The sequence below is a fragment of the Endozoicomonas sp. 8E genome (assembly GCF_032883915.1).
Lineage (GTDB): Bacteria > Pseudomonadota > Gammaproteobacteria > Pseudomonadales > Endozoicomonadaceae > Endozoicomonas_A.
Window position 1 is genome coordinate 5,822,214 of record NZ_CP120717.1, and the last position, 24,898, is coordinate 5,847,111.

Here is a 24,898-nt window from a genome sequence, read left to right on the forward strand (position 1 = left end):
GCTGTCAGCGACGTAAGTGAAGCCAGTTTTCGACGAATCTGGAAGGCAAATGGCTTCTTGCAGAGACGTTCAAATTCTCTTTCTTATCAGGTCGCTGATAACCTGGCCGAAAAGGCAGCTGCCAGGACGTTGACAGCTATCAGTCCGTCAACTTTTCCTGGTAATCACACTTACTCACTTTATCTGCTGGAGGACTTGTTTCATCGTCCTTGTCTACATCAGCAGGCTTGCGTTTTCGATCTCTTCTTTTGCGATCCGACAGGACTTGAGGTTTTCTGCAGACCGCCATGAACTGCCGTTGCCGGGCATCCTCGATTACGGTTAGATTACTGTTTTGTTGCACTCTATGCGCGTTTTTTTTGTGATACGACATGGCTCTGGCATTCTTGCAGACTTTCCCGCATGGCTGCTGCTGACCATCCGCCCCGACCACGGTCACTTTACAGGTTTGTTGCCCTCTGTGGTATTCACTTTTGTGGTTCGACAGGGCTCCAGCATTCTTACAGACCTTCCCGCATGGTCGCTGCTGACCATCCTCCCCAAAGATGATCACTGCACAGGTTTTTTGCCCGCTGTGGCATGTACTTTTGTGATATATCAGGACTTTAGCATTCTTGCAGAGCTTCCCGCATGGCCGCTGCTGACCATCCTCCCCGAACACGATCACTCTACAGGTTTGTTGCCCGCTGTGGTATTTACTTTTGTGGTCCCAGAAGGCTTTGATACTCTTAAGGACCTTACCGCATTGTCGCTGCTGGCCGTCCTCCCCAAAAATGATCACTTCGCAGATTTTTTGCCGGGAGTGTTCACTTCTTTTATGATTCGTGAGGGCTTTAGCATTCTTGCAGAGCTTCGCGCATGACCGCTGCTGACCATCCTCTGCGAACACGATCACTTCACAGGTTTGTTGCCCTCTGTGATATCTACTTTTGTGATCCGACAGGGCTTTGGCATTCTTGTAAAGCTTCCCGCATGGCCTTTGCTGGCCGTCCTCTCCGACTTCGGTCAGGACACAGACTTTTGGCCCGCTGTGGCATGTACTTTTGTGATCCGCCAGGGATCCAGCATTCTTGTAGACAATCCCACATGGCCGCTGCTGGCCGTCCTCCCCGACCACGGTCACCTCACAGACTTTTTGCCCGGTGTGGTATTTACTTTTGTGGTCCGACAAGGCAAAAGCACTCTTACAGACCTTCCGGCATGGTCGCTGCTGGCCATCCTCCCCAACAATGATCACTTCGCAGGTTTGTTGCCCGGAGTGTTTGCCTCTTTTATGATTCGACAGGGTTTTAGCATTCTTGCAGAGCTTCCCGCATGGCCGTTGCTGACCATCCTCCCCAACCACCATCACTTTGCAGGTTTGTTGCCTGCTGTGGTATTTACTTTTATGATTCGCCGAGGCTCCATCACTCTCAGAGACCTTCCCGCATGGCCGCTGCTGGCCATCCTCCCCGGCCACGGTCGACTCACAGGCTTCTTGAGCGCTGTCGGCTTTAGCCTTTGCTGCGCCTGTCCGGGAGCGATGAGGTTGGCTCTGATCCAATTGCGATGACTTAGAGGTGGTTTGTTGTATTTCTGAAGGGGTAAGCGTAAAGGCAAGCTCGTCTTCTTTGAGAAGACACGGTAGATCGAGTGACCCACTAATGACCGCAAAATCATCAGCAATGGTAGAAAAATGCCCGACCATTGACGCATTATCATTGAGTGAGCCGTTAGCTTCGATGGTATTCTGGACTGCGTTTGTCAGGTGGACGTCAATGCCATCAAATTGTGATTCAGAATCGAATGGGAGCTGAATGTCAGAAAGATCATTCAATGTCTTGAAAAGAGGGTTTTGACGAGACTCCGCAGCATATGCAGGATAAAAATGCCTCATGCAACTTGAGCAGTGTCCAGAAGCCAAGTGAACACATGAGCTTTCCGGGGTACTCAGTGGCCATTCAGCGGGCTTACTGCTATCGGATAGAGGGTGCAATTGACAAAAGCCATGACAGGGATGGATGAAACAATTTAAACCCAAAGTGTGCAGGTATTGCTGATGGCCTCCGTTACCGCCGTTATAGTCATTATACAGTAGGCTAATAAAAGAGCTTATAGTCGGCAGGGTGCCTTTTGGGGCTGGCTGGCTGGACGATTCCGACGACTGGAATTGTGGTGCGTTCTCTCCGGAGCCAGACATTGCGGTGATGGTTGCAAACGGATGGTCCCCCTGTGTCAACCTTGATGCCGCCTGTTGCTCAATCGGGCTAAACAGCTGTTTATTGGGGTTCCAATAGTTTTTTAAAAGACAAGCAACAGTGACAAGCACTTCTAAAGGAAGCCATAAATAAGTGGTGGCGATCATGGGCGCTACTTTTGTTGTCACGGCCAGTTCGTAAGCAATCTGCAGATTTGTAGCGTAAAGCCATTGCCACGAAATCGACTCAATGATGGTCTTTTCTATTCCATGATCATTTGCACTATGTCGTTTTTTATCAGATGGCAAATCTGGTTCTACATAGTCGTTTATGTGGGCAATATCTAATGGGTTGCCCGACAACGTATGCCAGTTACGTTTTATAGAAAAGTTTTGTTTTGGGGAGCCTGCATCCCGTTCAAGCTCCACAATAAAACGTCTTGTTAATGATCCTGCCTGACAGATGACAGACAACGACAGTAGCAGTAACAACAGTGCCGCAAAGAGTGAGTGCTTAATAATTATATCCCTGCATTCAGGTATACAGAGAGGAAGGATAGATCAAGAAAATAAACATGTTTTCTGTCAAAACGCTCAAACTCCTATGCCCCCGGCAGCCTGTCGGACTTAAGACTGCCCTACGCGGCAACTGCTCCTGCATTGCTCTGGCTCCTGTATCGATGCATTCGTGCGGTTGCGATAAATCGGTTTAAAAATCCCTGCTCCCTCGTCAAATAGCTTGCTATTCTCCTCGGAATCAGAAATTCTTATCCTCAATTTCTCACAATCCTTGCTTCGGACGCTTAAGTCCGACAGGCTGCTAGGAGCGGGCCGCTATTCGTGCTTCAATAGCCTTTTAATCATTAAGCCTGTGATATTGGAATCCAAGTATGAAAATACTGGTCATCGGTCAAACCGGCCAGGTCGGCCATGAAGTCTGTGAAAGACTGACAGAGAAAGGTATTCCCTGGTACGCACCGGACAGAAAGGAACTGGACTTGTCCAGACCCGATCAGATTCAGAGCTGTCTCAACCGCCACCAGCCAGATCTGGTCATCAATGCTGCAGCCTATAACAATCCGGTCAAGGCCGAGAATGAGCCTTCCCGCTGTTTCAGTATCAACAGAGACGCCGTTGCAGAATTGGCAGACTGCTGCCAGCGTCAGGGCATTATTCTTTTCCAGCTATCAAGTTACAGGGTATTTGACGGTACCAAGCAGGAACCATATAACGAAAAAGATCCCACCAACCCGATCGGTGTTCTAGGTAACAGCAGGCTTCAGGCGGAGCAACAAATCCGTGAACGGTGTGAGCGACATATTATTCTGCGCCTGTCGTGGATCATCAGTGAGCGTCGTCCCAACATGCTCAGAAGACTGACAGAGCAGATTCTGGTTAACAGTGAAGTGTATGTTACTCCGGATCAGCTGGGCTGCCCGACACCGGCTGACGATGCAGCCCGGATCATTATCGCCATGGTTCAACAACTCGATTGCGGCGCCCAGGCCTGGGGCACTTACCACTACTCCACCACTGAATCGGTTTCTGAAAGCAACTTCGCAGAAATTCTTATTGCTGAGGCTTCCCAGCATCGCGACCTGAGCGTCCGAAAGCTGATCATGGCCAACATCGAATCCAGGGAAGGCATCAAACCCCCCGCCAATGGCACCCTGTCTTCCAATAAGGTGCTGAACACTTTTGGCGTACATGCCCGCCCATGGAGAAGTGCTGTGGCCCGTATTGTTCGTGAAGTATGTGAGCTGAGATCTTATCCACCGTAAACGACGGGGGATAGAAAAATAGCACAAGAGGCTTGCCCTGCAAGCCGGGCTTGCTGGTTTCAAAGTTGGTAGACACCTACTACATCGGTTACAAGATCGTATCGTTCGATTTGAGCAAGAACATCCAGTAGGTTGTTAAAGGTAATCCGGCCTTTCATTCTTTTCCATTTTTTCATCATTGCCTTTGCCTTATCATCAAACCTGTCGTTTTCAGCATCAATATCTCTTAGATGTTTTTCACTAAGAACACCGGTATTTTTGGCAAATTTTTGCCAATCTATGCCCAGTTTAGAACCAATACTCAGGAGTTCATCCTCTGCTACGGTAGAATCCAAAGTTAGATGTGCGGTGGCGTATGCAACGGTTTGGGTTGACGGAACAGTTTCGGGATCTGATAGCTCATTAGATAGCTCATTAGATAGTTCTCTGGGAACCATACCAAAGATCAAAAACATACTATGTATAAATTTGTCTTTTTTTTCAGGCTCAGCAGCTTCCAGAAGCTTAACAAGCTGTTCGTTGGCTTTAATGCTAAAGTTTTCTAAAAGCTCAAGTTGCTCACTGGGTACACCTTCAGCAAAACTGACATGCTCAGGAAACATATCTCTTAAACGTTGTCCGTGCATTGATCTTATAAGAACCATTGCAGTAAACATAGCTTCAGCATTTATAAAATCTCCAGATTCATTGACAGTAACTCTTAACCCCATAGAACGAAGTGTTTCACTGGGAAATCTACCTAAATATTTCCTGTTATATCGAGTAATAAAAGAATGTTCACCACAACTCCCACAGCCCCACATAATAATTCCTGATAAGTTCTCATAATCCATATCCGTATCCGGAAGACCAAAACCATACTTAGCATAAACATCTCTGGCTAATTTATTTAACATTGCTATTGTTGTAAATCTTGATGGGACTTTTTCATCGTTTAGCCACAAACTCGCTTCAAAAAATATGTCAAAGATAAAATTAATTAATTCTGCTTTCTCTTTCTGATCTAATTCGGAATAAAAAACTTTACCCGGGTCATCAGAAGCCAAAAGATTATTAGTCGTCAAGTGGTCCAGCAATTCGCTTCTGAATTGTTTCCAACTGGTTTCGTTCTCAAACTCATCCCTGTTAACAGCAAGTGCTTTGACAATTCTTGTCACCTCAACAAAATCTTCAATTCCCTGGGATTTTGCCAATTCAGCGACTTCTGAAATAACGTGGTAAAGAGACATACTGCCATTTAAAAATTCAACCCATTTCGAATGAAATTTACTTAGCGCATTGTTATCTGATGCAAAACTTTGCGTTAAAAGTCTATATAGTTCCGGGAGCTTATAGTTATCATTAGTGCGAAAACAATCACGTCTCTGCCTTCCATTTGAATTCAACGTTTTGAACCATTCAAATACTTGGATTGCTGAAGGATCAGCCTCTTCTGTGCCTGACACAAGTTCTTCACTGTCTTGTCCTGTTGCAGCAGACAGCTCTTCAGTCGATTCCTGCTCAGCGACAATGTTTCCTGACCCAGGTACTTCCTTATCTTGTCCTGTTGCAGAGAGCTGCTCTTTAGTCGGTTCCTGCTCAAGTTCACTGGATTCACGATCCAGACATTCTTTGCATTTATCGAAGGCGAGTACAGGTTTATTACAAATCTGGCATAAACCATTGTCTGATGACCCACCTGACCCATCATCTCCATCACTATCACTTCCTCTGCGGCTGCCTTGACTTTGATGACCAGAATCTCGTTGAGACTGGGCGTAAGAGGGTGGTCCAACGTTGGCGGTTTGCTTTCCAGCCTGAGTAGTTCCTCCGGAATGGCCGATCCCTGTAGGCACGTAGCCCGGAAAAACGGACACGCTGAGTAATTGTTTGGGACTGAAAATGAGCGCTTGCTGAGCATAACGACGGTAGTCTTCTGTTTTTAGCGGTTGTGCCAGGTTACTGTTCAGGTAATGATCAAATACGGCCTCCGGATTATCGGGATTTCTGGACAATGCCAGAAAAAACCCTGAACTCCTTTCAAGATTTGCACCTCTTATTTTATCCCAAAGTTCCCGCGAAATAATGATTGCCTGCTCATTCCAACCCTGCTTTATTTTGAGCACAATCCGGGTATCCCAAATCTGTTTTTTTACGGCCTGCCCGTCAGTGCCGGGTATCAGTATCATTCTGCTGACATGCTCACTGGTCCATTCAAAGGAGTAAAGAGGGCCCATCCCACTGCCCGGCCTTTTTTTGAATAAATCGTCTAAATCATCGCTGCCGCCAACACCGCCACCACCAGAGCTTGTATAGGGTTTGTTGTTATCGGCAGTATCAGGAACTCCGGGTATGCCACTGAAACGGCTGCTGACGTCCGAATTACCAGGCCCATTTTTTACAGCTTTTTTATTGCGGTAAAAAATATCGACAAATGATGTTTTTTTGTCAGCTGACGTATTACTGCCTGATGACGAAGGTAAAGCAGCGCTTTCTGAAAAAATACCGCTGCATTCCGGTTCTATAACCCATCCATTCTCGTTATCTTCAATGGTCAAAACCAACGCTTGATGACCAGCCGGTAGACGCCATCTGACTGAGTACTCATGCTGCCAGCGACCACTGTCGGGTGTCGATGCAACCCGTATCACGCTTCCATTTTGTATATCTGGCATACCCTGACCCGTTACAGGCTTTTTAATGACCGGGGGGGTGGGATAATTTCCTGTCAACAATGCGGGGGGCGTCCTGAAACAAAAATTAAATTGATCGCCCGGTTGACTATCAAGGATGACATAAATCTGATTGTTCGCCAGTTCAGAAACTGTTTTAACGTTCTCGTCAACCGCCTTGCGATCATAAGTAAGAAGGAGGGGCGGTTTGTTATCTCTAAACGATAGTTTATTAATCTCCCCCGATGTCTCAGTGACTTTGGAGAAGCTTCCCCAACCTGACCATTTCAACAGGCTGCTATAAAAAGCACAGTGACCAGAAAGCGGCAAAATGACAGACAAGATGAATAAAAAAAATAGGCGAACCATAGTCAGAGACTTCGCATTTTTCATGATGGAATTTTCCAGAAGATTTTATTGTTAAGGCATAAAAGTAGACCTTAAATTTGAATTTTTTAAATTTATTTCTGAAGCTCTGGTGTGTGATGAGGCTCACCTTTATTTGCCTCGTTGAGAGGTAAATCCTGTTGAAAAGTCACTCTCAGGGCATTAACCTTGATGAGGGTACTCCCTTTTGCACCGGGAAAGAGTTTGAACCTTATGGAGCTGTTTCTTCAAGAAACAAAAACTTTCATTCACTGGCTGGATCAGGGTACTGCCTCTCTGATGCCTGGCGGTCAGATCAGTACGGGCAAAACCATTCTTATCAATAAAGTGCTTAACAGCCGCGACAACTTTACGGACACCTGTCCCCACTTTGACTTTGGTATCACCAATCCAAAGCAAGGTGAATTCTTCGCCATTGCCCTGGCAAGGATTATTCGGACGGCTCTGAAAGTAGAAGTACACTCGTTTCACCTTCAATATCAGTTTTACCCTATCCCCAAAGCAAGAAAAACAGAAAAGCAGAAACTAAAAGAGCTGAACTACAGGACACTCCAGTCAAAATCACGATCCATTGATATTAAAACATTAATGGAAATCCCCGAGACAGATTAATGAGTTCCTATTTAATACGCTCAAGGAGTTCGAAATGCCACGCCCACTCTATCCAGCAACCCTGACAGCCAAACACCAGCTCAGCCAGAACACCGTACAACTGGACTTCAGGGTAGAAGCCGGTTTTGACTATCAGCCCGGACAATTTGTGCAATTACACCTCTCCTTTAAGGGGCAGGACTACAAAAGAAGTTACAGCATTGCCAATTCACCCGAGTCTTTCCAAAGCTCTCAACAGCTTGAGATAGCCATCAGCTTTGTTAAAGGGGGGGTTGCCTCTTCTCTGTTCAGCGAAGCAGAACCGGGTCTGGAACTGTCCATCGGTGGGCCTTTCGGCGTGCTCACCGCGCCGGAACACTTTGATGGGCGAATCGTACTGGCCGGTACCGGTACAGGTCTTGCCCCATATCGGGCCATGATACCTGCTCTGAAAAAGCTGGTCGGTGAAGGCACCCGGATTCTGATTATGATGGGTGTAAGAGACAGGGCCGATATGATTTACGAGCAGGATTTTCGTGATCTTGCTGCCTTATCCGAATCCATAGAATACAGGGCCTGTTATAGCAGGGAAAAGTCACTGAATTCCTCCGCCAACGAATACCCGGGTTACCTTCAGAATCAGTTTCCACAACTGAATCTTTCTCCCGAAAAAGACCTGGTTTACCTGTGTGGCAACCCTGCCATGATTGACGATGCTTCCGCAGAACTGAAAGAGCTGGGCTTTGGACCAAGACAGGTCAAACGTGAAAAGTATGTCTTTTCAAGTTAATCCTTCTTGAGACTGAGCCGGCAGGCTTCCTGTTTAGTTCCTGAGAACCGTTCGTCATCTTTTACCTGCAGCACCAATAAGTTAATACACACTCACTTAAAACCTGTGTATGATGAAGCTGCACCCCATTGAAACACAACGACAATCGTCAAGATTCAATTGCGGGTGAAACAATATAAAAATAATAAAAAAGGTAACTCCATGTCGAAACGGCTACTCAAGCTGCTGGTTCTTCACCTGGCATTGTCTCTCTTCCCTCTCCATTCCTTCGCATCCATACAGCCACTGTTTCAGTTCGCTGCGGGATTGCTGAATAATGGAAAGTTTCCAGAGTCTGACCGCTACACTACCGATGATGATATTGTCATTCTGACCAATGATGGCATAGAACTGACCGCTAATATCTTTGTACCCACCCAACTCACCGGGTCTGCACCCGCTATCGTATTTATTAACAGTTGGGGGATGAATGAGTACCAGTACCTGCAACAGGCTGCAGCACTGGCTGAACGAGGATATATTGTTCTTAGCTATTCTACCCGGGGCTTTGGCGAGTCTACCGGACAAATTGACACGGCTGGTCCTAAAGACATTGCCGACTACAGCCAGGTCATTGACTTTCTACTGAATAACTACCCTGTAAAACCCAATGCTGTTGGTACTGCGGGTATCTCTTACGGCTCAGGTATCAGCCTGATCGGAGCCGCTCAAGACGAACGGGTTAAAGCCGTTGCCGCCATGAGCAGCTGGGGAAGCTTGCTGGAAGCACTCTACGGCAATCAAACCCCCAGACTGGCCTGGGGAGAACTGCTCACTTTGTTGTCTGACCTCCGAGGCACCCCGGATCCTATCATTGCTAAAAACTGGGACATCATTAAAAACCAGAAGCTGGATCAGTTACCTGCCGTTATCGAGTGGGCAGATGAAAGGTCCCCTATCAGCTACGTCGAGCAACTGAATCAGAATAATACTGCCGTCTATTTTGCCAAAGCTTATGGCGATAACCTTTTCCAGGCAAACTCTCTGCTTGAGATGTATAGCCAGCTAAGCACTGCCAAATATATGGATCTGCTGACCGGAACCCATGCAACGGCGGAGCTGCTGCCTCCGCTGTTGGGCATTGGTGAAGACAGAGTCTGGAACAATGTCTACCAATGGTTCGACCTTCATCTGAAGGGAGAAAGTAATGAACTGAGTCAGGCCAGTCCGTTGCAGATGAAAGTGAAGTTCGAAGACAGGTATGAAGGGTTCGACGATTTTCCAATAAAAGAAGCTTTGGCGCAGAAGTTCTATCTTCACCCAAGGTCTGCATTTGATAACGGCGATTTGGAAACCTATCCCTATAAACCACCGTTCTGGATATCAAAAGACAACACTATCAACTCCTGGACGGGTACTTTATTCAGTACCCAGATTCCTGTTCTTTCACAACTTCTGGAACAGCTTGAAGTCCCGGTCGTCACTAACATTTATGCCGCATCCGATTTCAGAGGCATTTATTTCAACACCGATAAGCTCCAGAAAGTCATGAAAATAAGAGGTAATCCGGTCGTTAACCTTGTCGTACAACCACATTATGACAAGGCACAACTGGTGGGCTATCTCTATGACATGGACAGTTTGGGCAATGCAAGATTGATCACCCACGGTGTATCAACCTTGCCTCAGGCCGAATCCGGACAAAAAATCGAAATGTCCTTCGAGCTGGTCACCACAGCTTACGATGTACCGGAAGGGCACCGAGTTGTGTTGGCTATAGATACTATGGACCCTCAGTATAAGAGACCTACAAGCGACAATTACTTTATTGATTTCGAGTTCAGTCGCCAGAAGCAATCAACACTCACGATTCCAGCCCTTCAGACAAACTGAACCTACACAATTTCTTCTTCTGAACATCACTGCCCGGAACCATTCCGGGCAGTTTCTATCAGGATATTCGAGGCTTGAGGATTTTCTCGTTAAAGTAAACTCTCTCTGCAGCCACCGCCGCACTGAACCAGATACTTCCTAACAGCAAACCTGCCAGAACATCTCCAAACCAGTGGGCTTCAAGCACAAGTCTGGAGAGTGCTACCATCAGGGCAATCATCATGGCACAACTGTATGCACTGAACTTAACAATGCCTCTCTTGGCAGCCACCAGGTATAAGGTCACCAGCAGCCAGACAAAGGTAGCTTGAGTTGTATGCCCGGAAGGGAAGGAAAACTGATCCAGACCATCAAAGTCAGCTGGTCTGGGTTTATCAATCCCCCACTTCATCAACCAGAGTGTTGCCTCCATACCCGCCAGACAAGCTGACATAATCAACAATTTTTTATAGCGCCTGCACCAGAGAAAGTAGACAGCGCACAACACCAGGGGCATCCAGAGAATAAGGGCACTTCCCAGCCAGGTCACCAGACCCGATATATATTCAACTATCGGTACAGAAATACTGGCAATAAACGAGTGCATCCTGGCATTGTGGTCATCAAACTGACCACTGACGTCCATTACAGTCAGAAGTAATAAGCTGATATGCGCCATCACAACGAAGCTCACCGGTAACAGCAGTATCAACTTTTTCCTGCAGAACCTGCGATCCAGAATCAGCCCCAGATAAGCAATCAGCAACGAAACAAGGGTTAAACCGACTAACAGATAATAAAAAGATTGCGGCACGTCCAGCTTCAGGGCAGCACCGGTCAGATAGCCCGGCATGGTGTAGGCTACCGCCCAGGGCGCCGTCGAGAGCAGGTTGATGATATAAAAACGCAGGGGAGACATATCCATCATCCCGGCAACGGCTGGAATCACCGGACGGATAGGGCCTATAAAACGCCCCAGAGCAACACTGAGGCCACCGTATCGTTCAAAAAAGCGTTCGCCTTTTTCCAGCCAACCGGGATGCGTTGAAAATGGCCAGCAATTCCGAATTCGACCATGTAAATGATGACCCACCTGAAAGCTGATACCATCTCCCAGGGCCGCGCCCACAAAAGCCCAGGCCAACATGGGCAAGGGTTCCATCAACCCACTGCCAGCCAGAACCCCAAGGGCAAACAGCAGGGCAACGCCAGGAATGAGAAAACCGATGGCCACCAGCGATTCTACAAATGCAGCCAATGCTATAATCGGGCCCAGCCAGTACCCGTGATGGTGAAGCCATTCATGTACTGCTACAAAGCTATCCGATTCCACAAAAAGCCTCTTTCAGAGTCATCATTTTTGGCCAGAAGCCGCTACTCTCCTGCAAAGCAAGAAGGCTTATAACCCTACCTGAATTCATTGATGTAAAATACTCCCATCATAGCCACAAGAAATACCACGCAATACAATATTGAGAGCAGAGCCATGACACCGGAACGTTACAAGAAATTTAAAGACCTTCTGGATCGACGCCAGCCCGACCTGACGGTACTTACCGATCAGGTTCATAAACCCCATAACCTGTCAGCTATTATCCGAACCTGCGATGCCGTGGGCATTCCCGATATTCATCTCAGCCAGCCAAAAATGGGCTATCGAAATTTCCGCGGCAGGACTGTTGGCAGCCACAAATATGTCAATGTTCATCATCACAGCAGTGTAGAAGAAGGTATATCACAACTGAAAGCCAGCGGCTTTAAAGTTTATGCTGCGCATTTTTCCGACACTGCAATCCCCTATTCAGAAGTTGATTACACTTCACCTGTAGCCGTTATGATGGGCGCTGAGAAAAAAGGGATCAGCACCAAGGCAGCAGAGCTTGCTGACCAACACATTATTATTCCCATGCAGGGTATTGTGGCTTCTTTCAACGTCTCGGTAGCAGCAGCGGTCATCCTGGTTGAAGCTCAAAGACAGCGTCTGTTGAAGGGAATGTATGATAAACCCAGCCTGCCTCCCGAAATCTACACCCCAACCCTGTTTCGCTGGGGATACCCCGAACTGGCTCGATATTGTGACCTGCGGGGGCTAAAATATCCGCAAATGGATGACAACGGGCAGCTTATAGACCCATCTTCCTGGTATACCCGGGTACGGACTGATACCTGAGTCCCCAGGCAGCTTCTGCCCATTGAAACCAGTCTCTTTCATTGAGCTGACATTGCTTGCCAAACATACCGTAAATGCCTTAGTTTCAAACATTGAAACTCCCCATAAGCAGTCCTTGTACTCATTATTCACTCTTACTTTAAAAACAGAGGCTTCATGATCCCCCGCATAGCTTCCCGCATCAGGCAACTCAACCGCACTGCCTCCTTGCCCTTGAGAGGATTACTGGCCGCGGCTGCATTCATACCTTCACTGGCTATGGCAGCAGATAGCGCGGTTTTCCTGCAATATCATCACGTCAGTGACAAGACCCCGGCTATCACCAGCATTACGCCAGAGATGTTCAGGCAACATCTGGATTACCTGGATAAGAATGACTTTAACGTAGCCCCCATAGAGGCCACCACCAAAGCCATACAAAATGGCAACTCAGTACCCGATAAAACGGTAGTGATCACTTTCGATGATGCTTATAAGAACATCTACGAAAATGCTTTCCCGATGCTGAAAGAAAAGGGCTGGCCTTTTACCATTTTTGTCAGCACCCAGCCAGTAGACAGTGGCTTTGGCAACTTCCTGACCTGGCAGCAGATTCAGGAGATGACCCGCTCAGGCGCGACCATCGCCAACCACACCGTCAACCACCCTCATATGCCGGAAAAGCAACCCGGAGAATCTGATCAGGCCTGGCTCAAGCGTTCCAGAAAAGAGATCACTGAAACCGAACAACGCATCAGGAAAGAAACCGGTCAGAATGTGAAAATGCTGGCCTGGCCTTTCGGTGAGACAGACCCGCAACTGAGAAAGATGATCAAGGAGATTGGCTATATTGGATTTGGTCAGCAGTCTGGTGCCGTTGGCCCATTGTCAGACTTTACCCGTCTGCCCCGCTTCCCTATGTCCGGAAGTTATTCCGATATGAGTGGTTTCAGAACCAAAGTTAACAGCAGACCCCTGCCAGTGACGCAACAGGAACCCGATACCGCCATCATCGATCCGAAAAACCTGACACCCTCTTTAACCCTTACTCTGGCGGATGGCAGCTATCAGAAACAGCAACTCAATTGTTATGTCTCCGGACAGGGCAAAGTAGAGCTGAAATGGCTCGATGAAAAGAAAACCCGATTCACAACTCAGGCAAAATCGCCACTGCCGGTTGGTCGCAGTCGCTATAACTGCACGGCGCCTTCGATGGATGGAAGTCATTATTACTGGTTTTCTCACCAATGGCTTCGCTTTACGGAAGATGGAAAAGCCATTGATTAGAGTCACGTAATCGGAGTTTACTGCCTTCTGACAGAGAGTGATTCAAATGCTTAATCCGATTCAGCCATTCTGATATAACTGAACGGCTGAAACGGGATTAAGTGAATATTAAAGTGAGTCTCTTGGTAATAGCAGCCTTTGAGGTCTTTTTTCTACAAACTCATTGAGTACTCTACATTTCATCATTCAAAAAAATGAATGACTGGGAGGCTGACCTAGAATAGCACCCGTCCAGGCGACCCCGTAGCGAGGACGACTGTATGGATGCAGGAGCTAGAGCAACAAAGGAGCAATTCCCGCGTAGGACAGTCTATTCTCGGTCAGGCTCCTAGTTTATATAGGATGGCGTGAGAGACTCTGAAACAGGTGTTTTTTGAAGCTTACACTGCCGAATACTGTCTTGAATTTCTTTTTGCTTACCACTCAGTATTTCACATAAGATATTCATCACAATTCGTGAAATATCAGATGTCGAGCTTATACAAGAAACAATTAAAAGTCGCATACCTTCGGAAATTTTACATCCGCTGAAAAGACATATTGCATCGTAAAGGTCCAAATTTTTAATGAGCTCCATCCACGACGGAGCTAATAGAATTTTACCTGCAGTGTCGACAGATGTTGAGTCAACAACTCCTCCCTCAATAAAAAACACAATTCCATCTTTCCTTTGGCCTGCAATAGACCACTGTTCTCCTGTCCATGGTTCAATATCACAATTATAAAATACTACAGATTGAACAAGATCAATTTCAAATCTATCAATTGGAGAATATGAAAGCAAACCAGATAATGGTACTCCCTTTATAATAAACCATTGGCTATCGTGGCGAATTATATCTTCCTGCAAACAATTTGATAACCCATCAACCCACACTGTTTCTGGAACAAAAGAGAAATCGATATGGCTAACTTTATCAGCTATATCATTAGTTACCAGCACTACAGCTCTTTTCATACCCTCTAGATCCTGAATTGCCTCAACAAGATTTACTTCTTCCGGACAACTTAAATAGTTTAAAATAATTAAAAGCGGCACATCATATTTGAAAACATCTTTTAAGTTAATTGCTACCACACCTTGCACATTTAAAAGAAAAAAAACTGTTACTGCAATAAAAATTTTTTCAATCAAGTTCATAGCATAACACTTATAAAAACATCTCAATTTTAAGGCTGCCCGCACTACTACATGGTATATTCTCAATAATATCTATCCCAGGTCTTACATTAATCCTCATTCCTTTGGTAATAGGCGAAGTGAATAATCTATGCATTCACGGTTCATAAACCTCGTTACAAAATCCAACTTTAAAAAAATACCAAAACTTCCTTCTGGTGCTGTATATAAAAAAAGAGTCCAACTGTATAACCAGTGAACTGAAATCTGATCGGAGAAAGTAGATTCAACAAAGAGCAACGAAAGTATCAATACAACTATTTTATTCATCATCGAACTCTCCAAAATTTTTTGTTTTTACAGCTACACGTATATAGCAGAATTGGTTTGACACACCTACTTATTTAAAAATTGTTTACATTTTTTCGGGGAAAGATCACCAGCAACGAATAAATCCCCTGCTCGCAGCATCAAATTTCATCAAACATTTTTTGGAGATTCAGCCGGAGAAATGCAATAACCGCAATCAACCACTGAAAGGCAATATGCCCGACCTGAAAGCGCCAGGATGAAAACCTCTAAAGGGGTCATTCAGGGCAATAGTACCACCCCGCTGGGCGACACCCGCAATGTGCTGGACTCAGTCATTATCTCAACAGACAGTGGCTTCCACAACAGGGCTAATCTTCAGAAGTCAATGGATCGGGGCATGAGTATTTCAAATGCTCACTCTGATTTAAACGCTCTGATATAACCGCAAAAGAATGAAATAAATATTAAATTGAGTCTCTTGGAGATAGAAGCCTTTGAGGTGGTTTTTCTACAGACTCGTCAGCTGACACAACAGGACAAAACCTCTGCAGCAAGAAAAACAAAGGACTAAACTATTGCATACTTACAAACGACCAAGTAATTATATTTCTGACAGACTGCTTATATTAGTATATTCTTAACAGTAAAATTCAAGTCAAATAGTTGAAAATACTATGAAAACTTTTACTACAGTTTTTATTTCATTTATATTAACTATTCCACCTCCTTTTGTCTTTGCGATCAAAATAAGTAAAGAAACTATAGAGCAAGGACGACAGATTATAGACGACATTGACAGCGAAGGAAGTCAATTTCTAGAACTGGCTGAAAGAGTTCAAGCCATCATAACAAGTTATGGCCCCCAGTCCGCTTTCATCATCATTCCTCACTTAGTACCCATGAACAAATCTATAGAGAGAATTGTATCATCGCTATCAATTAGACAAGCTTATTTAATCTCACTTAGAACAACAGTCGAGAATGATCCTGAATGGAAATTCAAGAAGGCTCTTAAGGCGAAGTCATTACCAACTGGAACGCCAGGACAATCAATAGCAATAGCTAGTTTGGGCAGCGTTGCTGACCGCTCAATGGGCGCAGGTATTTTAGCTTTTTTGCAAGAGCAGAACGATGAGCGCATAACCGAATTAGCCCAAAAGGTAGACAAAGATAGTTCTGAATTTATACAGAAAGCCTTATCATACCAGACATTAAACAACAGTCTAAAAGAATATATTGACCAAAACGGCATAGATGACGTATTAATGATTTGGAATTATCTGGAAGAAATAAATAAGCTATTGAATGAATTAATTACTCTTACAAAGTCTTTCCCAATCAGCTTTAAATTATTTTTAGAACAAGCTTTTACTCATTTCAGTAGTTCCTGATTTTAATAAGCTGATGGATAAACCAGCTTAATTGGGTAGCGGAGGTTTCTAAGCTCCTGCCCCCACATTTCTGCGGCATGCAGTTCTGCACCGGACGATTTATCGAGGATGGTGAAGCCTGATCCGTAAGTCTTTCAGAGAAACAAGCCCAAGGTTTGCAAGAACAGTGTCGCTTAAATCAGAGGGCCTTGAAATCGATGGCTCGCGCCTTTGCAGACAGACTGCCTCCGCATAATCCCTCGCGAGATTGCACTTGCGTTATGCTAGTGGTTATTATCGATGGCAATATCCGATGCTGGTTTACCCACGGGGGACTTGCACCCCATAAGTTCATGCCTATGCTGGGCGTACTACTTTCCTCTTATCTCCACTGGGTGTTAAGAGAGGTATCTTGGGAAACATTATGAACATTAAGCCCTGGCTGACAATCAGCCTGTTCTCTGCTGTCCTGCTGGCCGGATGCGACCTGTCCGGGAACAAAAGCCCTGAATTTCGTCCGGTTGAAATGACTCCAAGGTTGGAAGCTGCGAAAAATAAGGCTCTGGTTCTGTGTTCCGGATGCCATGGCCCAGACGGCATAGGCACTGCTGACATGAACCCTAATCTGGCCTGTCAGAAGAAAGTCTATATGGTGAAACAGCTGAATGATTATCGGAATGGACTGCGTGGCAATCATATACCCATGATCAACATCGCCAGGATGCTGACCGGGGAAGAGGTCGATGCCATCAGTGAATGGTACTCGCTGCAAAGATGCCCAATCGATACTTTTTAAGCACCCGATGTTAGCCAAACTGACCGAGCCGTCAGTGAACCCTCTATTCAACCTATGTCATACTGCCTGTCGTGAAAAACCAACCCGCTCATGGATTATCAAGGAGGTATGCCATGGCTTACGGAACAGAAACGAATTATTCAGCGCCACCTGCGCTTCAGGATCATGAGTTCACCGGTGGAATAAATGATCATCTGGCGAATCAAACTGCCAATGCCCTGGTTAAAACTGGAGGTATAGCTCTTGAGCAAGTGGGCGCCAGAGCCAAAAGAACCTTTATGGGGCTGTCTGTGAACAGTATCAAAACACTAACCTTCATAAAGGACAAGATCAAGTCCATTGGAACGTCCAGAGTCTGGAAAAGCATCAAGCAGTACTCTGTACGCATCAATGAAGCCTGGGGAACCTTCGCCCGATGGGGAATGGGTGGTGCATTGGCGGGAGGCATCCTCTTTGGATCAACCGTAGGTGCTGCCTTCAGCATGGGTCTGGGTAGTGCGGTTGGGCTTTATTACGCCACCAGCACCTGGTCAAACGTTGCCAGACAACAGGAACAGGCCGACCAGGATGCCGTCAAACTGCACAGGTATCAGGATCTGTTTGGAGATATTAAACCTGATGAGCCTTACAAGCTGACAGCAGAAAATTTTCACAATTAAGAGAACAATAGACTGCTTTTGGTATGGCGTGGCATTTTGCCAATGCCACGCCTTGTGCTTCAAAAGCGAGCTCTCGAAAGGCAATGATGAACTTTCTCCCCGTTGACTATCAGAACCATAAGATAAAACGGAGGAGATTATAAGAGGGCTCAGTGCCGCCTTTTTTTATAAGACTGCCTCGATCACCCGATCTTAAAAGAACCCGCTTTACTTTGACCGAATCCAACCGATCTACACTGAAGATAGGAAAACACACAAGCTAAGGAAGTCCCATGAACGATGATACCGTCAAAAAACTGGCCCTGATGATTGCTGCTAACTGTACCCGAAATTCTGTTCTGGAGGAGGCTGAAAAAACCAGGGCTATCTCAGAAGAACAGATGGCAAAGTTTAATCATCAGATGTCCAACCGCATCTATACCTTTCTGACCTACCTTCTTAATAAACCGGCAGAAGAATATTCGGTCATGATTGCAGAACTTTCAAAAAACTACCCTGAAGCCTGGGCACTGCCCGATCTGGATCAGAGCCTGATCAATGCGGTAGCGAAATCTTCTTTGCCATCTTTACCACATTGAGTCAAAAACTGATCTATGCTGAGGTGCTTTAACTGGGTCCATCAATGGTCATGAACTTCAGCTCCTATCAACGCTATAAGCTCCAGCTATCAGGGCTTTTACTGACACTCTTCCTGACAGCCAAGACTCTGGCTGCTGATCCGGCATTAAGCCAGCAGCAGCTTGATACACTGTCAGCTCTGCTCTCTGAAACGGGCACTCCCCACAAGAAAGAGTTTAACTCCATGGTCGAAGCCACTCAGCAGTGGCGGAGAAAACCCGGCCAAGAGCGCTGGGAAGTGGCAGACCTGAATTTTTCTGCCGAACAGAAAAAAAAGGTTAGGAAGTATCTGGCAGCCCTGGGCCTAATCAATCAGCTCAAGCCCAACAAGAAACAGTTTGATTACGCTCTGCTGCTGGGTGCAACAGCACCACGAATGAAAAGTCGTTTTCAGCATCTGATCACACTCTGGAAGGAAGGCGTTCGGTTCGACCGGATCATTTTTTTATCCGGAGAGCGCCCCATTAACGACGACATCGACATGACAGAAGAACTGGTTTCTGAAGTGATTGGTAAAGAGGCTTCCAGGGATAAAAAACAAAAAGCACGTCCTACAACAGAAAAAGAGGCTGCCAGAATGGTCTATATGTCCACTGAAATGCCTGATGACATGCAAAATATCCCTGTTGAATTCTTCTCATCAAGCCGCACCTGGCGGGTGGATAGATGGCAACGGGGCAACACAAGAGACAGTTTCAAAAGCTGGGCAAAAAGCAACCCCAGACCCGGCTCTGCCCTGATCGTTTCGAACCAGCCGCATCTTCTTTATCAGCAGGAGGTCATCCGGCAGGAATTACCCCAGGGCTTCATCACCGAGGGAACGGCCCAACAAGCAGATCCTGACAGTCAAATCATCATGACCCTGGATGCCTTGGCCCTCTGGCTTCACAACCTGCAAATCAGAACCGCTCAGAAAGCAGGCCAGCAGGCTGACAGGTTATAGTCTAAATCACTCTTCTGCCCGGCCGAAAAATTCTATTACGGCTTTAGTAAGTACCTGGCCAGTTGGTTTTGCATATTCTGGCGAGTGGATTTTTTCATCCTTCAAGGCGCAACGACGGGCGCGTAGCCATAGCTACGCAACCAGAGTTGGAACGCAGAAGGATGGAAAAAGCCGCCGTCCAGAATATGCGAAACCAACTGGTTAGGTACTTAATGTTTTAACACCTGCCTTTTCCCATTCTGACTGATTCCATGGAAGGACTCTATGCAGCAACATACCCCCACCTCTGACAGCACGCTTCTGGACCAAGGCACAGTCATTAACCCTCTGAAACTGTCGGGCTTAGCCACTTTAATGGACGAAGTCGGTATCTCTCACTCAAATTCCCTCGACTCTCTGATCTGTGCTTCGCAACAGTGGCGCAGACACCCCGGCCAGGAACGCTGGGAGATGCAGGATCTGCCCCTGACAGCAGACCAGCATCTGGCAGTTATGGGTCACCTTAAAGCACTCAACTTCGTTCAGGAGTTACTCCCATCCTCTACAAACTATGAATACTCCTTATTCCTGGGGGCAACGGTTCCCGGAATGGAGCGAAGACTTAATCATCTCGCCAGACTCTGGCTAGAGGGTGTTCGGTTTAACAAAATTGTTTTTCTGGTAGGACAACGTCCACTGAAAGAGGGTATCGATAATATTGACAGTCTTATTGCCAACAGTATTGGTGAACAGGCCCGGGGAAAAGGTGCCAGAACCGCCCGCCCCATCACAGAGACAGAAGGCGCCATGCAACTGTTTGCCACCATGAAACTTCCCGGGGAGATGAAAAAGCTGCCAGTAGAGTTTGTTGACTCTCCCAGAGTCTGGAAACAGAATCACTGGCAGAGAGCCAACACGCGGGACACCCTGATTGAGTGGATGAAAGCAGTACCGGCTCCCGGCAGGACACTGGTTGTTTCTGACCAGCCCCATGCCCACTATCAACTGGAAGTGGTGAAACAGGAGCTTCCTGAAGCCTTCCAGCCTGAAGTAACCGCTCAGACTGCGGATGAAGGAACCCGGATAATACTTTATCTGGACGCACTGGCTCTCTGGCTTCACAATCTGCAGTCGCGAATTAACTAGTTAATATACGACTCCCCCCACCCGGGCATCAGTGTCTGCTCGATGTCCAGCTGGCTTAATATCCTGGCCACCACAAAATCCACCAGATCTTCCATGGTTTCAGGTTTGTTATAAAATCCAGGTGAGGCAGGCAAAATGACTGCCCCCATTCGGGTCAACTTGAGCATATTCTCAAGGTGAATCTCCGAATACGGCGCTTCTCTGGGCACCAGAACCAGCTTTCTGCGCTCTTTTAAAGCCACATCCGCTGCTCTCTCAATCAGATTATTACTGGCTCCATAGGCTATAGACGACAATGTGCCCGAGCTGCAGGGGCAGACCACCATTTTACTGGCAGCACCACTGCCAGAGGCTACGGGCGACATCCATTCTTCATGGCCCAATAATTTGATCTGACCGGCTCTGGCTTTGCAGTAATCAATCAAGGCAGCCTCTGCTTCCCGGTCGCCGTCAGGCAGATGAAGAGAGGTTTCAGTTTCAATTACCACTTTTGCGGCTCTTGAAATCATGCAAAAAACCTCTGCCCCAGAAGCAACAAGACACTGCATCAACCTGAGTCCGTACTGGGCCCCGGAAGCCCCGGTAATAGCAAGAGTAATTCTCTCAGCCAATGTATTAACCTTTTTTTGACGCTGCTGCATTATTAAGTTTCACCAGCAGACGCTGATGAATTCCCTCAAAGCCACCATTACTCATGATGACCAGATGATCACCCTCCTCAGAAGTTTCAATCAGGTAGTCGATGATCTCTTCAGTAGACGACATTACACGGGTAGATACAGGACTTTTATCAATAAACCCATCCTGCAACCACTCGATATTTGTGGGCTGAAACCAGATGACTTCAGACGCATTCTTGACACAGTCCGACAAGGCACCGCCATGAATGCCCATTTTCATGGTATTGGAGCGTGGCTCGATTATCGCCCGAATACGGTCATTCTGATGCCGGGCACGTAAGCCATTCAAAGTGGTTTCAATCGCCGTAGGGTGATGGGCGAAGTCATCATACACTTTGATGCCTTCTATATCAGCCAGCAATTCCATTCTGCGTTTGACCCCCTTGAAGAGGCTTAGAGCTTCACAAGCCAGAGCAGGCAATACCCCAACGTGCCGGGCAGCGGCTATAGCCGCCAGACCGTTGGCAACGTTATGATCACCTGTCTGCGACCAGTTGACCTGGCCAACCACCTTGCCCTGATAGATGACATCAAAAACACTGCCATCCGCTTCAATCAGGTGGGTCGTCCACTCAACTCCCAACTGCTCCTGTTGCGACCAGCAACCCATCTCCAGAACCCGGTTCAGGGCTTCGCAGTTCGCCGGAGATATAATTCGGCCATCACCCGGTATCGTTCTGACCAGATGGTGAAACTGCTTCTGGATTGCGGCAAGGTTTTCGAAGATATCAGCGTGATCAAATTCAAGGTTATTCAGAATGGCTGTGCGGGGATGATAGTGGACAAACTTGGAACGTTTATCGAAGAAGGCCGTATCGTACTCATCCGCTTCGACCACAAAAAACGGGGTCTTCCCCATTCTTGCCGAAATACCAAAGTTAGCCGGGATGCCACCAATCAGAAAACCCGGCGACATGCCTGCATATTCCAGAATCCAGGCCAACATGCTGCCGGTTGTGGTTTTGCCGTGAGTACCAGCGGCTGCCATCACCCATTTGTCTTTCAGAATGTGCTCGGCAAAAAACTGGGGACCCGAGGTATAAGCAAGCCCCTTGTTCAAGACGTGCTCCACAATCGGGTTCCCCCGGCTCATGGCATTCCCTATCACGACCAGATCAGGCTCATCGTCCAGGTGTTCGATATGGTAGCCCTGCATCAGCTGAATACCCTCAGCTTCCAGCTGTGTGCTCATGGGGGGATAGACATGTTCATCGGAACCACTGACCCTGATACCAATATCCCTGGCCAGAAGGGCGAGGCTTCCCATAAATGTACCGCAGATTCCCAGAATATGTATGCGCATACCATCCTTACTCATCGTCGGTCGCTGGCGGCTCTTCAAGGCCGCAAACGGTTCTGAAAACGTATGGCCAATGAGAAGTCATTCTGGCCGTGGACTTAAGACTCTTTCCTTACCTTTTTACAGAAAAAATTCCGCTAAATAAACGGACAAACAGTCTTGTTTTAAGTATTATGCGAATCGAAACCCGCTAAACCATAGAACAACAGAAACATACAAAGCCAAGATTACTATTCAGCGAGAGCTACTCAGGATGTCAATCAAACATGCATTTTATGCACAGTCAGGGGGCGTAACAGCAGTTATCAATGCCAGTGCCTGCGCCGTTATCGAGACCGCACGTCGCTATCCGAACCAAATTGGTAAGGTCTATGCGGGTTATAACGGCATTCTGGGAGCGCTGAGGGAAGAACTGATCGACACCAGTCAGGAATCCCATGAGACCATCGGGGCGCTTCACCGGACCCCCGGAGGTGCATTTGGATCATGCCGTTATAAACTCAAATCCTTCGAAGAGAGTGAAGCAGAATACCGCCGACTGATTGAAGTGTTTCAGGCACACAATATCGGCTACTTCTTCTATAACGGCGGTAACGATTCCATGGATACGGCGCTGAAGGTGTCTCAGCTCAGTGAAAACATGGGTTACCCCATCACCTGCATTGGCATTCCCAAAACCATCGATAATGATCTGGCGGTAACCGACAACTGCCCCGGGTTTGGTTCAGCCGCCAAATACCTTGCAGTTTCCACCAAAGAGGCCAGCCATGATATTGCCTCCATGTGCGATACCTCAACGAAGGTGTTTGTCATGGAAGTGATGGGCCGCCATGCCGGCTGGCTGGCAGCGGCCGCCGGACTGGCAGCTCGTCAGAATGGAGATCCTCCTCATATTATTGTGTTCCCGGAAACGCCACTGAATAAAGAAAAGTTTCTGGCCAAGGTCAAGAAAACCGTCGATGAAGAAGGTTACTGTGTCATTGTGGCCTCTGAAGGCGCCAAATACGCTGATGGCAGCTTTGTATCTGCCTCAACCACGGTCATTGACTCTTTTGGTCATCACCAGCTCGGTGGTGTGGCACCGGCACTGTGCACCATGATCAAGCGGGAGCACGGCTTCAAATACCACTATGCGGTGGCAGACTACCTGCAGCGTTCAGCCAGACATATTGCCTCCAGAGTGGATGTTGAACAGGCTTATGCCGTGGGTAAAGCAGCGGTTGAACTGGCGGTCACTGGCAAAAATGCCGTAATGCCCTGTATCACCCGCGAGTCCAATGCACCCTACCGCTGGTCTATCGGTGAAGTACAGCTGGAAGAAGTGGCCAACTTCGAAAAGAAAATGCCCATGGAGTTCATTGATGAGGAAGGCTTTGGCATTACCCCGGTCTGCCGGGAATACCTTGAGCCGCTGATTGAAGGTGAAGAATACCCGCCTTACCTCAATGGTCTGCCAAGATTCGCCAAGCTGAGAAAAATCATGGTTGAGAAAAAACTCAACAACACTTTTGATAGCTGAATCGAACACGCTCGGACAGGAAATCATGATATGTGGTGACCTGTCCCATGACACTTCTCCAGACGCCAAAACCTATTCTCAGCTACCCCTTGCATTCTGTTGGAGCACTATGACAAGTTTCACAACGACAGGGAAAAACATCAGGCAGCCGGAACTGGTCTGAAGGGCAATCTATCGAAGTTGTGGCAAAGGTTCTGTGCTGCGTTGAGTCGGAGCCAACCCAAGCCTGAAGCCCCATCAGGCAAGCAAAACAGACACGACCTGCTAGTCTGTGGCATTGAGATTGAGGGCTCGGGATGGCCGTGGTGCACGCGGACTTTCATAAATCCTCATCGTCTGATGCAGCACAGAAGGATGTATCATGGTCACAGGCCTGCTAGTGTGAACCAGCATAACCCAGCCTCAGAAAAGCAAAAAGAAGTCGGTAGCGATTAATAATCTGACGCTCGCCTTTTGCTCTTAACTCGTTCCCACGCTTTGCCCTCGTTCTCACACTTTCAGAGGGTGTCGCAAAACTCCAACAACTCGTTCCCACGCTCTGAAGTCGTCATTCCCCCGAAGGCGGGAATCCAGCACCAACAGTGGGTCTCTGCCTTCACAGGGATGACAAGGCCAGGGAGGGCGCCGGGCAGTATGGTTCTGGTGGTGAGTCAGTGTGGATTCCCGCCTTCGCGGGAATGACGAGAATGAAGCCGTGAATGACGGGAGTCAACTCGTTCTCACGCTGAAGAGAGTTTTGCGACACCCTCTTTCAGGCCCTGTAGGTAACAGCGTGGGAATGCATAAGCCCCTT

General features: G+C 47.1%; 21 protein-coding genes. 14 read left to right on the forward strand and 7 right to left on the reverse strand.

Annotated features, from left to right (window positions below):
- Positions 1–139 precede the first annotated feature (139 nt).
- A complete protein-coding gene (locus P6910_RS20420) occupies positions 140–2,650 on the reverse strand; it encodes a hypothetical protein (RefSeq protein WP_317143093.1) in 2,511 nt (836 codons plus the stop codon).
- A gap of 416 nt (positions 2,651–3,066) precedes the next feature.
- Here P6910_RS20420 and P6910_RS20425 point away from each other — a divergent pair, with 416 nt between their 5' ends.
- Positions 3,067–3,957, forward strand: coding sequence for an SDR family oxidoreductase (locus P6910_RS20425; protein WP_317143094.1), 891 nt, complete (start codon positions 3,067–3,069; stop codon positions 3,955–3,957).
- A gap of 59 nt (positions 3,958–4,016) precedes the next feature.
- Here the strand turns inward: P6910_RS20425 and P6910_RS20430 are convergent, their stop codons facing one another.
- A complete protein-coding gene (locus tag P6910_RS20430) occupies positions 4,017–7,001 on the reverse strand; it encodes a hypothetical protein (RefSeq protein WP_317143095.1) in 2,985 nt (994 codons plus the stop codon).
- Between the two features lie 207 nt (positions 7,002–7,208).
- Between P6910_RS20430 and P6910_RS20435 the strand changes: the two genes are divergently transcribed.
- The 3 genes from P6910_RS20435 to P6910_RS20445 all read left to right on the forward strand — a co-directional run bounded on the left by P6910_RS20435 (position 7,209) and on the right by P6910_RS20445 (position 10,248).
- The gene (locus tag P6910_RS20435; protein WP_317143096.1) at positions 7,209–7,607 is read left to right on the forward strand and encodes a hypothetical protein; all 399 of its coding nucleotides are present in this window, start codon (positions 7,209–7,211) and stop codon (positions 7,605–7,607) included.
- A gap of 34 nt (positions 7,608–7,641) precedes the next feature.
- Positions 7,642–8,376 (forward strand): ferredoxin--NADP reductase, encoded by a 735-nt coding sequence (locus tag P6910_RS20440; RefSeq protein ID WP_317143097.1) that lies wholly within the window; start codon positions 7,642–7,644, stop codon positions 8,374–8,376.
- Between the two features lie 201 nt (positions 8,377–8,577).
- Entirely contained in the window at positions 8,578–10,248 is a 1,671-nt protein-coding gene (locus P6910_RS20445; protein ID WP_317143098.1) for an alpha/beta fold hydrolase, read from the forward strand.
- A gap of 58 nt (positions 10,249–10,306) precedes the next feature.
- On the opposite strand, the gene P6910_RS20450 is transcribed toward P6910_RS20445, so the two are convergent.
- Positions 10,307–11,560: a VTT domain-containing protein gene (locus P6910_RS20450; RefSeq protein ID WP_317143099.1), complete on the reverse strand. Its 1,254-nt coding sequence runs from the start codon at positions 11,558–11,560 to the stop codon at positions 10,307–10,309.
- Between the two features lie 153 nt (positions 11,561–11,713).
- On the opposite strand from P6910_RS20450, the gene trmH reads away from it, so the two are divergent.
- Positions 11,714–12,397, forward strand: a complete 684-nt coding sequence (gene trmH / locus P6910_RS20455) for a tRNA (guanosine(18)-2'-O)-methyltransferase TrmH (protein WP_317143100.1) — start codon at positions 11,714–11,716, stop codon at positions 12,395–12,397.
- 156 nt (positions 12,398–12,553) lie between these two features.
- Entirely contained in the window at positions 12,554–13,663 is a 1,110-nt protein-coding gene (locus tag P6910_RS20460) for a polysaccharide deacetylase family protein (RefSeq protein WP_317143101.1), read from the forward strand.
- A 328-nt stretch (positions 13,664–13,991) separates the two neighbouring features.
- Here P6910_RS20460 and P6910_RS20465 read toward each other — a convergent pair whose 3' ends face one another.
- A complete protein-coding gene (locus tag P6910_RS20465; protein WP_317143102.1) occupies positions 13,992–14,804 on the reverse strand; it encodes a hypothetical protein in 813 nt (270 codons plus the stop codon).
- A gap of 547 nt (positions 14,805–15,351) precedes the next feature.
- Between P6910_RS20465 and P6910_RS20470 the strand changes: the two genes are divergently transcribed.
- From P6910_RS20470 to P6910_RS20500, 7 genes are all read left to right on the forward strand, one after another.
- The gene (locus P6910_RS20470) at positions 15,352–15,537 is read left to right on the forward strand and encodes a hypothetical protein (protein WP_317143103.1); all 186 of its coding nucleotides are present in this window, start codon (positions 15,352–15,354) and stop codon (positions 15,535–15,537) included.
- Positions 15,538–15,769: 232 nt separating this feature from the next.
- The gene (locus tag P6910_RS20475) at positions 15,770–16,486 is read left to right on the forward strand and encodes a hypothetical protein (protein WP_317143104.1); all 717 of its coding nucleotides are present in this window, start codon (positions 15,770–15,772) and stop codon (positions 16,484–16,486) included.
- Between the two features lie 403 nt (positions 16,487–16,889).
- Positions 16,890–17,261 carry a c-type cytochrome gene (locus P6910_RS20480; RefSeq protein WP_317143105.1) on the forward strand — a complete coding sequence of 124 codons (372 nt, stop codon included), beginning with the start codon at positions 16,890–16,892 and terminating at the stop codon, positions 17,259–17,261.
- 113 nt (positions 17,262–17,374) lie between these two features.
- A complete protein-coding gene (locus P6910_RS20485; RefSeq protein ID WP_317143106.1) occupies positions 17,375–17,920 on the forward strand; it encodes a hypothetical protein in 546 nt (181 codons plus the stop codon).
- 272 nt (positions 17,921–18,192) lie between these two features.
- Positions 18,193–18,498 (forward strand): hypothetical protein, encoded by a 306-nt coding sequence (locus P6910_RS20490; RefSeq protein WP_317143107.1) that lies wholly within the window; start codon positions 18,193–18,195, stop codon positions 18,496–18,498.
- 50 nt (positions 18,499–18,548) lie between these two features.
- A complete protein-coding gene (locus P6910_RS20495; RefSeq protein ID WP_317143108.1) occupies positions 18,549–19,481 on the forward strand; it encodes a hypothetical protein in 933 nt (310 codons plus the stop codon).
- A gap of 264 nt (positions 19,482–19,745) precedes the next feature.
- A complete protein-coding gene (locus P6910_RS20500) occupies positions 19,746–20,606 on the forward strand; it encodes a hypothetical protein (protein WP_317143109.1) in 861 nt (286 codons plus the stop codon).
- Here P6910_RS20500 and P6910_RS20505 read toward each other — a convergent pair.
- Together P6910_RS20505 and mpl are read right to left on the reverse strand one after the other, a co-directional pair.
- A complete protein-coding gene (locus P6910_RS20505) occupies positions 20,603–21,247 on the reverse strand; it encodes a flavin prenyltransferase UbiX (RefSeq protein WP_317143110.1) in 645 nt (214 codons plus the stop codon). The two genes, P6910_RS20500 and P6910_RS20505, sit on opposite strands and share 4 nt — an antisense overlap.
- Positions 21,222–22,589, reverse strand: coding sequence for a UDP-N-acetylmuramate:L-alanyl-gamma-D-glutamyl-meso-diaminopimelate ligase (mpl, locus tag P6910_RS20510; protein WP_317143111.1), 1,368 nt, complete (start codon positions 22,587–22,589; stop codon positions 21,222–21,224). Before mpl ends, P6910_RS20505 begins: the two co-directional genes overlap by 26 nt.
- A 250-nt stretch (positions 22,590–22,839) precedes the next feature.
- Here mpl and P6910_RS20515 point away from each other — a divergent pair, with 250 nt between their 5' ends.
- Entirely contained in the window at positions 22,840–24,105 is a 1,266-nt protein-coding gene (locus P6910_RS20515) for a 6-phosphofructokinase (RefSeq protein ID WP_317143112.1), read from the forward strand.
- Positions 24,106–24,700: 595 nt separating this feature from the next.
- On the opposite strand, the gene P6910_RS20520 is transcribed toward P6910_RS20515, so the two are convergent.
- Positions 24,701–24,850, reverse strand: coding sequence for a hypothetical protein (locus P6910_RS20520; RefSeq protein ID WP_317143113.1), 150 nt, complete (start codon positions 24,848–24,850; stop codon positions 24,701–24,703).
- Positions 24,851–24,898 lie beyond the last annotated feature (48 nt).

Bases quoted from the DNA above. Each gene is read 5' to 3' on its own strand.
- P6910_RS20425 (WP_317143094.1), top strand. From the start codon at position 3,067: ATGAAAATACTGGTCATCGGTCAAACCGGCCAGGTCGGCCATGAAGTC.
- P6910_RS20430 (WP_317143095.1), bottom strand. From the start codon at position 7,001: ATGAAAAATGCGAAGTCTCTGACTATGGTTCGCCTATTTTTTTTATTC.
- P6910_RS20435 (WP_317143096.1), top strand. From the start codon at position 7,209: ATGGAGCTGTTTCTTCAAGAAACAAAAACTTTCATTCACTGGCTGGAT.
- P6910_RS20440 (WP_317143097.1), top strand. From the start codon at position 7,642: ATGCCACGCCCACTCTATCCAGCAACCCTGACAGCCAAACACCAGCTC.
- P6910_RS20445 (WP_317143098.1), top strand. From the start codon at position 8,578: ATGTCGAAACGGCTACTCAAGCTGCTGGTTCTTCACCTGGCATTGTCT.
- trmH (WP_317143100.1), top strand. From the start codon at position 11,714: ATGACACCGGAACGTTACAAGAAATTTAAAGACCTTCTGGATCGACGC.
- P6910_RS20460 (WP_317143101.1), top strand. From the start codon at position 12,554: ATGATCCCCCGCATAGCTTCCCGCATCAGGCAACTCAACCGCACTGCC.
- P6910_RS20465 (WP_317143102.1), bottom strand. From the start codon at position 14,804: ATGAACTTGATTGAAAAAATTTTTATTGCAGTAACAGTTTTTTTTCTT.
- P6910_RS20470 (WP_317143103.1), top strand. From the start codon at position 15,352: ATGAAAACCTCTAAAGGGGTCATTCAGGGCAATAGTACCACCCCGCTG.
- P6910_RS20475 (WP_317143104.1), top strand. From the start codon at position 15,770: ATGAAAACTTTTACTACAGTTTTTATTTCATTTATATTAACTATTCCA.
- P6910_RS20480 (WP_317143105.1), top strand. From the start codon at position 16,890: ATGAACATTAAGCCCTGGCTGACAATCAGCCTGTTCTCTGCTGTCCTG.
- P6910_RS20485 (WP_317143106.1), top strand. From the start codon at position 17,375: ATGGCTTACGGAACAGAAACGAATTATTCAGCGCCACCTGCGCTTCAG.
- P6910_RS20490 (WP_317143107.1), top strand. From the start codon at position 18,193: ATGAACGATGATACCGTCAAAAAACTGGCCCTGATGATTGCTGCTAAC.
- P6910_RS20495 (WP_317143108.1), top strand. From the start codon at position 18,549: ATGAACTTCAGCTCCTATCAACGCTATAAGCTCCAGCTATCAGGGCTT.
- P6910_RS20500 (WP_317143109.1), top strand. From the start codon at position 19,746: ATGCAGCAACATACCCCCACCTCTGACAGCACGCTTCTGGACCAAGGC.
- P6910_RS20505 (WP_317143110.1), bottom strand. From the start codon at position 21,247: ATGCAGCAGCGTCAAAAAAAGGTTAATACATTGGCTGAGAGAATTACT.
- mpl (WP_317143111.1), bottom strand. From the start codon at position 22,589: ATGCGCATACATATTCTGGGAATCTGCGGTACATTTATGGGAAGCCTC.
- P6910_RS20515 (WP_317143112.1), top strand. From the start codon at position 22,840: ATGTCAATCAAACATGCATTTTATGCACAGTCAGGGGGCGTAACAGCA.